The sequence below is a fragment of the Pseudochrobactrum kiredjianiae genome (assembly GCF_030362795.1).
GTDB classification, from domain to species: Bacteria; Pseudomonadota; Alphaproteobacteria; order Rhizobiales; family Rhizobiaceae; genus Pseudochrobactrum; species Pseudochrobactrum kiredjianiae.
Genome location: NZ_JAUCBM010000021.1, coordinates 23681 through 36669, shown reverse-complemented (window position 1 = coordinate 36669; position 12989 = coordinate 23681). Strand labels below are relative to the sequence as shown.

General features: G+C 60.8%; 15 protein-coding genes and 2 pseudogenes. 6 read left to right on the top strand and 11 right to left on the bottom strand.

The annotated features are described in order from the left end of the window. The 3 genes and pseudogenes from QUF18_RS19095 to QUF18_RS19085 form a co-directional block, all read right to left on the bottom strand. Positions 1 to 1045 (bottom strand): IS3 family transposase gene (locus QUF18_RS19095; RefSeq protein WP_289388842.1). Its coding sequence is split into 2 segments (ribosomal slippage), with 1046 coding nucleotides annotated over them: positions 1 to 784 and positions 784 to 1045; the frame shifts between segments, so codons are not numbered across the junction. This gene is flagged as partial in the annotation. Positions 1046 to 1115: 70 nt separating this feature from the next. Continuing rightward, positions 1116 to 1259, bottom strand: a pseudogene (locus QUF18_RS19090) (DNA-binding protein); the annotation flags it as partial. Between the two features lie 496 nt (positions 1260 to 1755). Beyond that, on the bottom strand, positions 1756 to 2649 hold the full coding sequence (locus QUF18_RS19085; protein WP_289388841.1) for a LysR family transcriptional regulator: 894 nt from the start codon (positions 2647 to 2649) through the stop codon (positions 1756 to 1758). 228 nt (positions 2650 to 2877) lie between these two features. On the opposite strand from QUF18_RS19085, the gene QUF18_RS19080 reads away from it, so the two are divergent. From QUF18_RS19080 to QUF18_RS19060, 5 genes are all read left to right on the top strand, one after another. Next, the gene (locus QUF18_RS19080) at positions 2878 to 3612 is read left to right on the top strand and encodes an SDR family NAD(P)-dependent oxidoreductase (RefSeq protein ID WP_289388839.1); all 735 of its coding nucleotides are present in this window, start codon (positions 2878 to 2880) and stop codon (positions 3610 to 3612) included. Positions 3613 to 3625: 13 nt separating this feature from the next. Next, the gene (locus QUF18_RS19075; RefSeq protein ID WP_289388838.1) at positions 3626 to 4393 is read left to right on the top strand and encodes an SDR family NAD(P)-dependent oxidoreductase; all 768 of its coding nucleotides are present in this window, start codon (positions 3626 to 3628) and stop codon (positions 4391 to 4393) included. A 28-nt stretch (positions 4394 to 4421) separates the two neighbouring features. Next, the gene (locus QUF18_RS19070; protein ID WP_374807228.1) at positions 4422 to 5021 is read left to right on the top strand and encodes an NADPH-dependent F420 reductase; all 600 of its coding nucleotides are present in this window, start codon (positions 4422 to 4424) and stop codon (positions 5019 to 5021) included. Between the two features lie 84 nt (positions 5022 to 5105). Beyond that, the gene (locus QUF18_RS19065; protein ID WP_289388836.1) at positions 5106 to 5519 is read left to right on the top strand and encodes a nuclear transport factor 2 family protein; all 414 of its coding nucleotides are present in this window, start codon (positions 5106 to 5108) and stop codon (positions 5517 to 5519) included. 106 nt (positions 5520 to 5625) lie between these two features. Beyond that, on the top strand, positions 5626 to 6258 hold the full coding sequence (locus QUF18_RS19060) for a class I SAM-dependent methyltransferase (protein WP_289388835.1): 633 nt from the start codon (positions 5626 to 5628) through the stop codon (positions 6256 to 6258). On the opposite strand, the gene QUF18_RS19055 is transcribed toward QUF18_RS19060, so the two are convergent. From QUF18_RS19055 to QUF18_RS19020, 8 genes and pseudogenes are all read right to left on the bottom strand, one after another. After that, positions 6212 to 6793 carry a peptide-methionine (S)-S-oxide reductase gene (locus QUF18_RS19055; RefSeq protein WP_289388834.1) on the bottom strand — a complete coding sequence of 194 codons (582 nt, stop codon included), beginning with the start codon at positions 6791 to 6793 and terminating at the stop codon, positions 6212 to 6214. The genes QUF18_RS19060 and QUF18_RS19055 overlap by 47 nt on opposite strands. A gap of 51 nt (positions 6794 to 6844) precedes the next feature. Next, positions 6845 to 7339 (bottom strand): Dps family protein, encoded by a 495-nt coding sequence (locus QUF18_RS19050; RefSeq protein ID WP_018429639.1) that lies wholly within the window; start codon positions 7337 to 7339, stop codon positions 6845 to 6847. A gap of 198 nt (positions 7340 to 7537) precedes the next feature. Next, complete coding sequence (locus QUF18_RS19045; RefSeq protein ID WP_018429638.1) at positions 7538 to 7804, bottom strand: hypothetical protein; 267 nt, start codon at positions 7802 to 7804, stop codon at positions 7538 to 7540. 170 nt (positions 7805 to 7974) lie between these two features. Then, a complete protein-coding gene (locus tag QUF18_RS19040; protein ID WP_046092728.1) occupies positions 7975 to 8256 on the bottom strand; it encodes a DUF427 domain-containing protein in 282 nt (93 codons plus the stop codon). Positions 8257 to 8325: 69 nt separating this feature from the next. Then, a pseudogene (locus tag QUF18_RS19035) lies at positions 8326 to 8550 on the bottom strand (glutaredoxin domain-containing protein); the annotation flags it as partial. 100 nt (positions 8551 to 8650) lie between these two features. Then, positions 8651 to 9916, bottom strand: coding sequence for a thiolase family protein (locus tag QUF18_RS19030; RefSeq protein ID WP_033982398.1), 1266 nt, complete (start codon positions 9914 to 9916; stop codon positions 8651 to 8653). A gap of 68 nt (positions 9917 to 9984) precedes the next feature. Next, the gene (locus QUF18_RS19025; protein WP_044059343.1) at positions 9985 to 10728 is read right to left on the bottom strand and encodes a ferredoxin reductase; all 744 of its coding nucleotides are present in this window, start codon (positions 10726 to 10728) and stop codon (positions 9985 to 9987) included. Further along, on the bottom strand, positions 10721 to 11326 hold the full coding sequence (locus tag QUF18_RS19020) for a sulfite oxidase-like oxidoreductase (protein ID WP_033982388.1): 606 nt from the start codon (positions 11324 to 11326) through the stop codon (positions 10721 to 10723). Before QUF18_RS19020 ends, QUF18_RS19025 begins: the two co-directional genes overlap by 8 nt. A 605-nt stretch (positions 11327 to 11931) precedes the next feature. On the opposite strand from QUF18_RS19020, the gene QUF18_RS19015 reads away from it, so the two are divergent. After that, positions 11932 to 12942 carry a zinc-binding alcohol dehydrogenase family protein gene (locus tag QUF18_RS19015; RefSeq protein WP_011191343.1) on the top strand — a complete coding sequence of 337 codons (1011 nt, stop codon included), beginning with the start codon at positions 11932 to 11934 and terminating at the stop codon, positions 12940 to 12942. Positions 12943 to 12989 lie beyond the last annotated feature (47 nt).

Genomic DNA, 12989 nt, shown 5'->3' with positions numbered 1-12989 from the left:
ATGCCCATATTGGGACGTTCATTGTTGTAAGTCCATAACCAATCTGTCGCGAAGGCTTGCGCTTCTTCAATTGTCTCAATGATATATTGGTCTAGCCATTCGTGCCTGACAGTCCGGTTATAGCGTTCAATATAGGCATTTTGCTGAGGCTGTCCTGGTTGAATATACAAGATGGTAATAGAGTGTTTTTCAGCCCACCCCAGAAGTTTACCACTGATATATTCCGGGCCATTATCAACGCGTATAGTCTCTGGCTTGCCGCGCCATTCGATGATCTGGTTCAAACTTCGAATAACCCGTTCTGTTGGCAAAGAGAAATCCACCTCAATGCCTAAGCCTTCACGGTTAAAATCATCCAGTACATTCAATAGCCGGAATGACCGGCCGTCTGCCAACTGATCTGCCATGAAATCCATCGACCAGACCAAATTAGGTTTTGTTGGAACTACCAGAGCATCAGGTTTATCCCTTTTAAGGCGTTTTCGGGGCTTAATTCGAAGGTTCAGCTCCAACTCACAATAAATACGATAAACCCTCTTGTGGTTCCAGCCATAGCCTTTGACATTACGAAGATAAAGAAAGCACAATCCAAAACCCCATGTCTTTTTAGCTGCCGTTAGTCCAATCAGAAGATCTGCAATTTCTTCATTCTCATGACGAAGAAGAGGGCTATAGCGATAACAGGTCTCGCTTACTTCAAAAGCTCGGCATGCACACGCAATACTGACATCAGGCCGTTTCGCAGCTATCACGGCCATATCTCGACGCTCCGAGCGCCCCGTTACTTTTTTCCAAGAGCTTCTTTCAGTAAGTCATTTTGCATGCTCAGGTCAGCAAACATTCTCTTTAGCCGACGGTTTTCATCCTCGATAGATTTCATCTGGCTGACCATCGAGGCATCCATGCCGCCATATTTCGAGCGCCATTTATAAAATGCTGAATTGCTCATGCCGTGTTCGCGGCAAAGCTCAGGAACAGACACACCACCCTCAGCTTGGCGTAAGATTGCAAGGATTTGTGGATCGGTAAATCTAGTCGTTTTCATAAAAATCTCCTCGTTTATTAAACAGAGAAAATTCCACTTTCAAACACCTTTAATTAAAGGGGGGATTACCAACTGGATAGAGCACCGCCTTGCCAACTTTGACGAACGAAGGACCATGACGCATGGCGCGCCAATTTCGGAGGGTCCCAACGGAGATGCCACCGCGGTAGCGCTCCGCCACCTCTTCCGGAGTAAGGAATTTGCTTTCTGCCATTTCTGCCTCCGTCCGCCGCAACGACTGAGGTCGTGTCGCCGATTCTAGGTTGACGATCGCGTGTAGGCGATGAGGCCGAAGGCCGTCCCTCCGGATCACCACTTTCATCACCCAGGCCCGGGCGCTCACGCTTCTGCACCGACATCAATGCTGTGCAATTTTCTTCCGCAAAAGCGCTTTCAGGTGAGTGTCGGGAAAATGGATACAGGCGACGCCACATCGGCGGGGTTGCGCTCTCTGCCAGGTGACCGCGGCAGCGGTCAGGTGCGGCATAGGTGTCGCTACGTCGACGAATGAGGCGTTTTTCGAGGTCACTGCGGGGCGGTTGCAGGCGGGGGGGGGGAAGACGCGACTCCCTTCAAAATCCGGTTCCGAAAGGAGTGTCGGTTCGATTCCGACCACCCGCACCATTCTTAAATCAGGTCAAAACTCAGCAGGCTAGCGCGGCGGACCGGCGGCGGCGGGTCGTCCGCGTTCGACGGAGACCTGCCGGGTATCAATCGTGCGATATGAGCCCCGCGAGAAGCGGCGCGTACGCGGCGAGCCTGCGGGAAACGAACTCCGTGAAGAGCCGCACGCGCTTCGTCTTGCGTGTCTCCCCCTGCGTGAGAAACCAGAGCGTCCCATGCATGGGCAGGTCGGTGCCCGGCACCCTCACCAACAGAGGGTCGGCATCTCCGACGAAGCACGGCAGTTTCGTCATCCCGATCCCTTGCTGCGCCGCTACGATCTGCGTCTCGGCGTCCGGGGTCCTGAACGGAACTCCCGTGGTGTGAACCTCTCCCTCGCGCGCCCAGACCGGGAGTCCATGATTGTCTATGACGATGCACCGCATGGGATCAGGCGCGCCCGCACGCCACGCGGCCAGTCGATCGCGAGACATGTAGACGCCACTGAACAGCTCCGGTCCCTTCAGGCCGTGAAGATTGAGCGGCAGGGTCTTGCGGTCGGAGACGATGCGGATAGCGACGTCGGCCTCGCGGTTGGTCAGGTTTGCCACCTCGCCCGATGACGAGATTTCCATCTCGATGTCGGGATGCAGACGCGCGAAGTCGGCGAGATCCGGCATGAGCAGGTGTGTGGCGAGGAACGGTGGAAGTGTCACCCGCAGAAGCCCGCGCGCGCTCTGGTCACGACCGAAGACGCGCGTCTCCAGCCGGTTCGACGACGCTTCCATCTGCTCCGCGAGTTCGAGGACCTCCTCGCCCGCTTCCGTCAGCCGGTAGCCCGAAGGCAGCTTTTCGAACATCTGCGCCCCCAGGCGTCCCTCAAGCTGGGCGATGCGTCGCAACACCGTCGCGTGGTTCACCCCCAGGTGCTTGGCGGCGGCCCGCACTGAGCCTTCGCGCGCGGCGGCAAGAAAGTAGCGAACGTCATCCCAGTCGATCATGGTGCATTTCCGCGCCGCGTGGTGCGGCTTCCGAAGTTCATTCTAACACAGCAAGCTAGCGGGCGCGCGATCGTCGTGGCGCTTTATGGGCTAACCGGATCGTTTTCGCACCACCGATGTGCGCGATTCCGCACTCATCGCCTGCCTCCGGCGAACCCATGTTGTGGGTCTCGGGGAACCTCCCCGCGCAGTCATAGACGCGACACGGCGAAACGAAGGATGCATGACATGAACAGATTGAATGGAAAGACCGCCGTGATAACCGGGGGCGCGACCGGCATCGGCCGCGCCGCAGCAAAGCGCTTCATCGACGAGGGCGCGTTCGTCTTCATCTTCGGTCGCCGGCAGGAAGCGCTCGACGCGGCAGTGGCCGAGCTCGGGCCCAATGCCCGCGCAGTGATGGGCTCGGTCTCCGATGAGGCCGACCTCGACCGGCTCTACGCGGCGGTGAAGGCCGAGCGCGGAACCCTCGACATCGTCTTCGCCAATGCCGGGGTGGGCAGCCAGCTTAAGCTCGGCGAGATCACCGCCAAGCACATTGACGAAACCTTCGACGTCAATGTGAAGGGTACGATCTTCACGGTCCAGAAGGCGTTGCCGCTGATGGGCGAGGGCGGTTCAATCATCCTGACCGGATCGAGCGCCGGCACCACGGGCGCCCCGGCGTTCACCGCCTACAGCGCAAGCAAGGCGGCCGTGCGCAACCTGGCCCGGACCTGGGCGGAGGATCTGAAGGGCACCGGCATCCGGGTAAACGTCTTGTCGCCCGGGGCCATCGCGACTGAACTCGCGACCGAAGCGCTCGGCGAGGACGGCCTGAAGGCCTACGGCTCGATGACTGCGTTTCAGCGCATGGGCGCTCCGGCAGAACTCGGGGCGGCGGCAGCCTTCCTCGCATCGTCGGACAGCAGCTTCATGACCGCCAGTGAGGTCGCCGTCGACGGCGGCCTGGCCCAGCTCTGAGGAGAAAAATAAAATGACACAATCACTAAAGGGCAAAACAGCTCTCGTTACCGGGGCATCACGGGGCATTGGCCGCGCCATCGCCGAACGTCTTGCAAAGGACGGTGCGACGGTCGGGCTGACCTACAACGCCAGCAAGTCCGGCGCAGACGAGGCGATCGTGGCTATCGAGAAAGCTGGAGGGACTGCGTTCGCGATCCAGGCGGACCTCGTTGAACCGGCGACTGTCCCGGCCTTGTTCGAGAGACTCGACGACGAGTTCACCAAGCGGAACGGAAGCAAGGCCCTCGACATTCTGGTCAACAACGCTGGCAATGCCGGCTGGGTCGGCTTCAAAGACGCGACGCCGGATAGTTGGGACACCCTGATGGCGGTCTACGCCCGGGCGCCCTTCTTCATCGTTCAGGCCGCCCTGAGTCGTCTCGCCGATGGCGGACGCATCATCAACATCTCTTCCGCCGCCGCCACGAAGCCCGTGACAGCCGCGCCGATCTACTCGATGGCCAAAGCGGCCATCAACAACCTGACCCATGCACTCGCGTCCGAGCTGGGGCCGCGCGGAATTACCGCGAACGCCGTCGCGCCGGGATTCACGCGAACCGACGCGAACGCGGCCTTCCGGGAGAATCCCGAACTCGTAAAGGCAATCGAGGCCCAAATCGCGCTGGGACGCTTCGGCGAGCCTTCGGAAATCGCCGCGGTCGTGGCGTTCCTGGCTTCCGACAACGGTCACTGGGTGACCGGACAAACGATCGAGGCGAGTGGCGGCTACAGGCTCTGACTGCCCCAAACAACCCAAGGAAAATGACATGAGCTACGCAATCATCGGCTTCGGCGAGATCGGCCAGACCCTCGCCAGGGCGTTTGCCCGGAAGGGCATCGCCGTATCCGTCGCCACCACGCGCGACCCCGAAAGCTTCGCATCCGAAGCGGCGGCGATCGGACCCGGGATTACCCCCACGACGCTGGCGGAAGCGGCCAAGGCGGACATCATCTTTCTGGCAGTCCGTTTCCAGTCGCACCCGGATGTCGCGAAGGCGCTCCCCTCCTGGCAGGGGAAGATCATCGTCGACGTGACCAATGCCTACGGCGTGCCAGATGAGAATCTCGGCGGACAGCCGTCCGCAACGGTCGTCGCGCGGGCCTTCAGCGGCGCAAGAGTGGTCAAGGGCTTCAACCATTTGGCTGCGGCCGTCCTCGACCAGTCCCCGGCCGTACATGGTGGCAGGAGGGTCGTGTTCCTGGCGAGCGACGATGACGATGCCGCAACGCAGATCGGCGCGCTCGCGGAAAATCTCGGCTTCGCGCCGATCAAGCTGGGCGGGCTTTCGGAAGGTGGGCTGCTCGTTCAGGCGCACGGAAATAGCTGGGGCTGGCTGATCTTCAAGGACCTAGTCAAGTTCGATTGATGAGCACGACGTCCCCACCGGCGGGGACACGGCGCGTACGATCGGATCGAGCGCGATCCGATCTGGGGAAATGGAGAAATTCCCATGAGTATTGAGAAGAACATCCAGACCGTGAAGGACTTCTTCGCCGCCATCGGCCGCGGCGACAGGGAGGCTCTGCTGGCGCTGGTCGCCGAAGACATCGAGTGGATCATCCCCGGCAAAGACTGGCCGCTGGCCGGTACGCACCGCGGTCACGCGGGGCTAACGGATTTGCTTGAGACGGCATCCAAGTCGATAGAAACGTCCACCGAACCCCGGGAATTCGTGGCGCAGGGGGACCGGGTCCTGGTCCTCGGCTTCGCCAGCGGGAAGATCAAAGCCACGAACAAGATGTTCGAGGACGACTGGATCTTCGCCATTACGGTCCGGGACGGCAGGCTGACCAACATCCGGGAATACGTCGATACGCAGGCACTGGCGCGGGCCTCGCAGATGGACGCGTCCGGATCGGCCTAGCGCTGGCCGTCTGCGGCCATCGGGTCAGATAGACCGTGGATTAGCCGTGGATCGCTCCCTCGCACGCCGCGTGCTCGTCGACTGTTCAAACGTAAAGGAGATCCCGATGTACGACCAATCCAAGCTAACCGAATTGATCCGGTTTGCACGCGTCGATGCGGGCTCCACCGTCATCGACGTTTACCCAGGCGACGGCGACTGGACCCGTCTCTTCTCCGACGTCGTGGGACCCGAAGGACGGGTCTACAGCTTCGTGCCGGGCGAAGTCGCCGATTTCAAGAACGAACCGGTCGGCCGCATGCAGAAGCTTGCGAAGGAACCCGGCCGAGAGAACGTCGAAGCCGTCTCGGCTGACCTCGTCGCGATGCCCGAGGCCACGCAACCGGCGGATGTCGTGTGGCTGCACCTATTCTACCACGATCTCCACACCGCCCTGATCCAGAAGAAGGGTGCGACGGCGGCCGACTTCAATCGGGCCGTCTACGAGCGGCTGAAACCCGGTGGCTCCTACGTCATCGTCGACCACGCGGCCGCTGCTGGCACGGGCTTGAGCGACACCCAGTCGCTGCATCGGATCGACCCCGCCTCCGTTCGCGAAGAGGTGGAAGCGGCCGGCTTCGTGCTGGAGGCGGAAAGCACCGTCCTCGCGAACAAGGACGATTTGCACTCGATCAAGGTGTTCGATCCCTCGATCAAGGGCAAAACCGATCGCTTCGCCTATCGGTTCGTGAAGCCCTGACAGGCCCCGGCTCCGACTTCATGTCGATCTCCCCGACAGTCGGTTTCGCTTCAGGGAGCGCCAGTTCCGAAAAGTGCCGTCGTATATGATCCAGCTTGGGATCGATGTAGCGGCGGCAGAAGGGCCTGCTCGGGTCGGTTCGATAGTAGTTCTGGTAACGCTCGTCCGACGCCCTGAAACCTTTAAACGGGAGGACCAGGGTGTGCACCGCCTTGGCAGACGCGCCGGCGAAGCGGACGATCGCCTGTTCGGCCTCCGGCCGCTGGCTCTCTTCAAAGATGTAGATCGCGCTGCGGTACTTGCTGCGAGGCGAGCGGGCCCTGGCAGCGGAATGCGTTCTGAGATGCACCTCGGACAGCGTCGCCAACGGAATAACCGATGGATCGAAGGTGACGATCACCCCTTCTGACCAGGTATCTGCCGGCGCGTCCGACCGGACAAAGCCCTGGTCGACCTGGGCGACGCCGCGCAACGCCTGGAACACTCCCTCTGTGCACCAATGGCATCCCCCTCCAAAGCCGGCCTTCGCCATCATCACCTCCCACGCCGAGGCGTGATTCCTGACGTAGGTTTGCCCGGCAAAGCGCTAGCGGCTGATTTCGAAGAGGAACCACGCACGGCGCTCAGCCTCGTCCGTCCAGGCATCGATCAGGCCGGACGTCGCATTATCCTTCGCCTTGTCCGCGACGTCCTTTGCGCGGCGAAACGACTCGACCATGTGGAGATTGTCGGCGCGGAGCTCGCCCAGCATGTCCTGCGGTGTCACGAACTCAGCATCATTGTCCTTGATCGTCTGGTGGCGCGCGATATCGCCGATCGATCGAATGGTGGTGTTGCCCGTCTTTCGGGCGCGCTCGGCGATCGCATCGGTGACGGCGAGGATCTCTGCGGCCTGCTCATCAAGAAGCAGGTGATAGTCCCTGAAGTAGGGTCCGGAGACGTGCCAGTGGAAATTTTTTGTCTTCAGGTAAATCGCGTAGCTGTTCGCCAGAATGATCTTCAGAGCGTCGGCGACAGTCATCGCCGCGCATTCGTCAAGATCAGAAGGTGTCGGAAGGGCGGAGGCATTGTTGTTCGTCATCGCTTAGACTTTCTCAATCTGGCTACACGGGATCCAGCACCGATTCCCCCACGGATGGCGATGTATAGAAGATGAATTCATTGCCAGACGAAGTCCAATGGCCGGTGGCTATAGTTTTGATACCTTTGAGCGACATGCGCAGTCTTGGGGGGCCGGGCGTCGCAGGCGGACCGGTCGGCCGGGACCTCCACCTGCCCGTCAGGGGGCCGGTCGGAAATCCAGCACGAACGCGACGACCTTTTCGGCGGACATCTCGCACGGCTTCAGCAATGTTCTATCTGATGTAACGCGATAGAGGTTGAAGCTGACAATGTCGGTCCCGGCCAACTCCCTGGCGAACAGGCTGTTGCGACGTCCGTCACCGGATCGCCGGACAGTCACGCCGAAACGCCGGCCTTCGTAGGCGCCTTCGCTGTATCCCTCGGGAAGCTGCGCGAAGGCGGCATCGAACTCGGCATGCTCCATCTCAATCCAGTCGTCTTGATTCGACAGAAGCCCAAGGGTCCGAGGCCCTCGGCGCCAGTCCGCGGAGAAGGTCCGGGGCGGAGCCCTGTAGCCGACGCGGCCTGGGATGGGCGGAAAAGCCGTCCCGCGGGCGCTTGCACATGGCGCTGAGGCCGCCACCTGTCCGCCTGCTACGCAACCTCCACGCCTTTCCAGAAGGCGATATGATCCCGGATGCCCTCGGCGCCTGGCGTCGGATCTGGATAGGTCCAGGCTGCGTTCACGTTGAGCGCGTCTCCCACACGCACATGGAAGTAGCGCGCGGTGCCCTTGATCGGGCAGACGGACGTGTGCGGGCTCATCTCAAGCAGGCCAAAATCGACTGCCGACGGTGGGAAGTAGTGGTTTCCCTCGACGACGACCGTCTCGTTGCTTGTGGCGATGGTGGCGTCATTCCAGATAGCTGAGACCAACGGACTCTCCTTTCGTATTCATCAACCGGCACGGGGCTTGCGGGCTGTCTGCCCCAAGGCCGCACCCCCTCAGATGGCGGGCGGCGTGCGCCCCAGGAGTTTGTCGAGTTCGCCTCTGACATCGAGCGCGAAAAGCTCGTCGGAGCCACCGACATGCGTGCCGTTGATGAAGATCTGCGGCACGGTGTTTCGACCCGACGCTTCCGTCATGGCCTGCCGGTGAACCGGATCCGCCTCGATATCGAGTTCCTTCCATTGCACGCCCTTCTCCTCGAGGAGCATCTTCGCCCGGCGGCAGAACGGGCATCAGTTCGTGATGTACAGCAGCACATCAGTTGTCATATCGCGTCTCCGACAGTTGGAAGCGGATCGCTGTCATGGCGTTGATCTACCGTCAGCCGCGTTCGAGGAGGGCGACTGTGCCTTGACCGCCGTCGGCGCAGATGCTGACGATTGCGCGCGATCCGGGCGGCATGGCCCAAAGTTCCTTTACCGCCTGGCTGAGGTCGCGCGCGCCTGTAGCGCCGAACGGATGACCCAGGGCGACCGAGCCTCCATTGGGATTGACGCGGTCCCAGTCAAAATCGCCCATAGCCGCCTGGACACCGGCTGTCGCGCGCACCCACTCCCGATCGGTGATGGCCGCGACGTTCGCCAGGACCTGGGCTGCAAAGGCTTCGTGGATTTCCCAGAGTGCGATGTCGGAGAAGCTGAGTTGATGCCGCGCGAGCAGGCGCGGAATGCCATAGGAGGGCGCCATCAGCAGGCCCTCGGTGTGGAGATCGACGGCAGAGATCTCGTAGTCGACGAGCCGCGCGTAGGGGGTGCCCGCCGGGAGTCTCGCCACACCGGCTTCGGTAGCGACCCAACACCCGGCGGCTCCATCCGTAATCGGTGAGCTGTTGCCGGCGGTCAGGGTTCCCCTCCCGCTGTCGCGATCGAAGGCGGGCTTGAGTGCGGCCAGCCGTTCGGGCGACGTATCGGCGCGCGGGTTCGCATCGCGCGCCAGCTCAGGCAGTGAAATCACGAGATCGTCGAAGAAGCCACGTTCCCAACCAGCGACTGCCCGCTGGTGGCTCTTGAGCGCCCAATCATCCTGCGCGACGCGCGAGACCCGCCAAGCCTTGGCGGTCTCCTCCATATGATCACCCATCGTCCTTCCGGTGATCCGGTTTGCCCAGCCCTTTGTGGGGAGCACGTAGTCTCGTGGAGTCAGAGACTGGAGGGCGGCAAGCGCGGCGGTCGCATCCTGCGCAAAGAGGTCGGTGAGCCGCTTCGATGCATCGGCCGTCAGGGCGATTGACGGCCGGCTCATGACTTCGGACCCGCCGACCATGGTGAGGTCGGTTCCTCCGCCCAGCATCCCTGCCGCAGCGAAGGTCGCCGTCATGCTGGTCGAGCATGCCAGGACGACGGAGAACGCCGGAACAGTCGGATTGAGCTTGGCATCAAGCCAGGTTTCGCGAGCAATATTGCTCCAGCCCAAATTCGGGATCACGGTTCCCCAGACGAGGAGATCAGGCTCCGCCTGCGCCGCCATCGCCTGCACGACAGGCACGGACAGAGAGATGGCATCGTAGGCAGCCAACGCGCCTCCGCCGCGGCCGAAAGGCGTCCGAAGGCCAGCGGCAATGAAGACGGGTTCGGCAAAGCGGCTCATGATGATCTCCAAAATTAATCCGTGGGCTGCACGTCCACGATCGGCGGGACGCGAAGTAGCTTGCGCCGCTAGCCGCCGTAGCGCTCGGTTTTGACAATGGAGGGGTCCAGGCCGGCCAGCAGCGCGCCCTCGGTCGCGATGTTGACGAAACCGTTGGACCCGCAAACGAATACTTGTGTGGGCTTTCGGTGAAGCCGGGCCAGAACTTCTTGGACCATCACGCCGTCGATCCGTCGCGCAAAGTCCGATGCGCGGATCGGGTTCTCGCGCGTAATTGCCAGCGCCAAGGCGAATGCCGGATCGCTGCATTCGATGGAATGAAGCTCTTTTGAGAAGAGAACGTCTTCAGCGGTTCGTGCGGACAGGAGCAGCGCTGTCGGCACGACCTGGGCTAGTGCGCGGCGCTGCCGGATCATCGCCATCAACGGCACGAGGCCGGAGCCTGCCCCGATCAACAGCACTGGGTCTATGGCAGGTTCAGGCCATAGGAAATGGCCGCCGAGCGGACCACGAAGCTCGATTTCGTCTCCGATCGCCGCGACATCGTGGAAGAACGGCGAAACTTCGCCATCCGGCAGGCGCTCGATAGCGAGCTCGACCGTCGGGAACGAGATTGCCGAAGACGCAATCGAGTAACTCCGCATCGCACTGTAGCCACCGGGCGCGGTCAGCCGGACATCGACGTGCTGCCCTGCGATGTGCGCGAACGGTTTGCTCAACCGAAGGAAGAAGCTCTTGATACTCGGGGTTTGCTGGACGATTTCGTCGATCACGCATGACTGCCACGCGATTTGCGCGCCGTTTTCAGTCATTGGTGTATCGCTGCTCGCGCCACGGATCGCCATAGATGTGATAGCCGCGCAGCTCCCAGAAGCCCGCCTCGTCACGCGTTGTGAATTGCAGCGCGTTCACCCATTTGGCGGACTTCCAGAAGTAAAGGTGCGGAACCAGAAGACGCGCCGGCCCTCCATGATCGCGGGGAAGCGGCTTGCCCGCATAGTTGAGGGCGACCATCGCTTTCCCGGAGAGCAGATCCGCCAGCGGGACGTTTGTCGAGTAATTATCGTAGCAGTGCGCCAAGACGAAATCGGTGGGCCGATCGAGCCCTGCATCTGCAAGGATGTCTTCGATGAGTACGCCCTCCCAGGCGGTATCCAGCTTGGACCAGGACGTGACGCAGTGAATGTCTCGGGTCATCTTGGTCTTCGGTAGGGCGTTGAACTCGCTCCAGTTCCACACTTTGACGGGCTTCGGACCGATCTTGACGGTGAATTTCCAATCGGAGGGCTCCACGCTCGGCGTTGGCCCGGCCGTCAGAACAGGGAAATTCTCCACGAGATGCTGACCCGGCGGTATCCGATCGGACTGGTCGCCGCCTGGACCGCGGCCTGTGAAACCTCTGGTGACCATAGCGAAACCCCCTTGCTTGTCACGACAGACCAGAACCTGATTCAGTTCAGAATTCTGTAAAAGATCTTTGCGCGCACAACCGCCGAACGAGCCAATTCACTGAAAATCAGAATACCGGATTCTCTATTAGCGTAGAGAAAAGTGTTGGACCATTTTGAGTCGTGGTTATGCGTGAAGACTATAGCGTCAGTCCAGTATGATTTCCCAATACCCTGTAGCTATAGTTTCGATAGCTTCGAATCGGCATTGCAGGCGTATCCCCGTCAGCGGATTTCGAGCGGACGCCGTCGCTTGCCAACGTTGGTGTGAGACCGGCGGGCGAGATCGCCCCTGCCAACGCGACCGCTGAGAGGTCGACTCCTCAACCGCTTGGGCGCTTATCGCCTCCATCCGGATGCTCACCCGCCGAACAGCAATAAACCGCTATTTTCGATAAACTTCTGAATCCGGCTCCGAGGTATGGAAACTATGTCGTACCGCTATTGGATATGTTGCGCGCATACCTTCATAGTCTGACACGCGAAATCTTTAAATCCTGAGTATAGTTCGGAAGAAATTTCGATCTGATCGATAAGACTTCAGGATACAGCAAGCTGGAGACACCGATGAAAGCCGTTGGTTACAAGGTTCCGGGACCCATCGCCGAGGACGCCTCTCTGGTCGACATTGATCTGCCTCGGCCTGTCGCTGAAGGAGGCGATATCCTGGTTGAGGTGAAGGCTGTCTCGGTCAACCCGGTCGACTACAAAATCCGCAGCAGCACGCCGCCCGCTGATGGCGATTGGAAAGTGCTGGGATGGGATGCGGCCGGGATCGTGCAAGAGGTCGGCCCCGACGTGACGCAGTTCGCGGTAGGCGACGAGGTCTATTATGCCGGATCGCTCATAAGGCCTGGCACCAATGCGGAGTTCCATCTCGTCGACGCCCGGATCGTCGGTCGTAAACCCGCGTCGCTCGACTGGGCGGAAGCGGCGGCGCTGCCACTCACGACGTTGACGGCCTGGGAAGCCATGTTCGATCGCCTGGACGTGACGAAGCCCGTTCCCGGGGCGGCGGCGATCCTCATCATCGGTGGTGCGGGTGGGGTCGGGTCGATCGCCATCCAGATCGCTCGACAGCGCACGGATCTCATCGTCATCTCCACCGCCTCTCGGCCGGAAACCCAGGAGTGGGTTAAAGGGCTTGGGGCTCATCATGTCATCGACCACTCTCGGCCGCTCGCGCCACAGATTGCCGAGCTCAACATCGGCGCTCCCGCTTTCGTGTTCTCGACCACGCATACCGAGCAGCATGCATCCGACATCGCCGAACTGATCGCCCCGCAAGGACGGTTCGGATTCATCGACGATCCCAAGGCGCTCGACGTCATGCTGTTCAAGCGCAAGGCAGTGTCGATCCACCACGAGCTGATGTTCACACGGTCGCTCTACGGCACGCCCGACATGGATGAGCAGGGCAAGATCCTCAATTCGCTGGCGGTGCTGGTGGACGACGGCAAAATTCGCACGACGCTAACCGAAAAATTGTCGCCAATTAATGCCGCCAATCTGAAGACGGTGCACGCACTGATCGAAAGTGGCGCGGCAAGAGGCAAGATTGTCCTCGAAGGCTTCTGATGACTGCCACCGCCGAACGTCTTTTCTAACCTCAAGAACGCCGGACG

What these genes read in the sequence shown, in the direction of transcription:
- QUF18_RS19085 (WP_289388841.1), bottom strand. Translation starts at nt 2,649, where the DNA reads ATGATCGACTGGGATGACGTTCGCTACTTTCTTGCCGCCGCGCGCGAA.
- QUF18_RS19080 (WP_289388839.1), top strand. Translation starts at nt 2,878, where the DNA reads ATGAACAGATTGAATGGAAAGACCGCCGTGATAACCGGGGGCGCGACC.
- QUF18_RS19075 (WP_289388838.1), top strand. Translation starts at nt 3,626, where the DNA reads ATGACACAATCACTAAAGGGCAAAACAGCTCTCGTTACCGGGGCATCA.
- QUF18_RS19070 (WP_374807228.1), top strand. Translation starts at nt 4,422, where the DNA reads ATGAGCTACGCAATCATCGGCTTCGGCGAGATCGGCCAGACCCTCGCC.
- QUF18_RS19065 (WP_289388836.1), top strand. Translation starts at nt 5,106, where the DNA reads ATGAGTATTGAGAAGAACATCCAGACCGTGAAGGACTTCTTCGCCGCC.
- QUF18_RS19060 (WP_289388835.1), top strand. Translation starts at nt 5,626, where the DNA reads ATGTACGACCAATCCAAGCTAACCGAATTGATCCGGTTTGCACGCGTC.
- QUF18_RS19055 (WP_289388834.1), bottom strand. Translation starts at nt 6,793, where the DNA reads ATGATGGCGAAGGCCGGCTTTGGAGGGGGATGCCATTGGTGCACAGAG.
- QUF18_RS19050 (WP_018429639.1), bottom strand. Translation starts at nt 7,339, where the DNA reads ATGACGAACAACAATGCCTCCGCCCTTCCGACACCTTCTGATCTTGAC.
- QUF18_RS19045 (WP_018429638.1), bottom strand. Translation starts at nt 7,804, where the DNA reads ATGGAGCATGCCGAGTTCGATGCCGCCTTCGCGCAGCTTCCCGAGGGA.
- QUF18_RS19030 (WP_033982398.1), bottom strand. Translation starts at nt 9,916, where the DNA reads ATGAGCCGCTTTGCCGAACCCGTCTTCATTGCCGCTGGCCTTCGGACG.
- QUF18_RS19025 (WP_044059343.1), bottom strand. Translation starts at nt 10,728, where the DNA reads ATGACTGAAAACGGCGCGCAAATCGCGTGGCAGTCATGCGTGATCGAC.
- QUF18_RS19020 (WP_033982388.1), bottom strand. Translation starts at nt 11,326, where the DNA reads ATGGTCACCAGAGGTTTCACAGGCCGCGGTCCAGGCGGCGACCAGTCC.
- QUF18_RS19015 (WP_011191343.1), top strand. Translation starts at nt 11,932, where the DNA reads ATGAAAGCCGTTGGTTACAAGGTTCCGGGACCCATCGCCGAGGACGCC.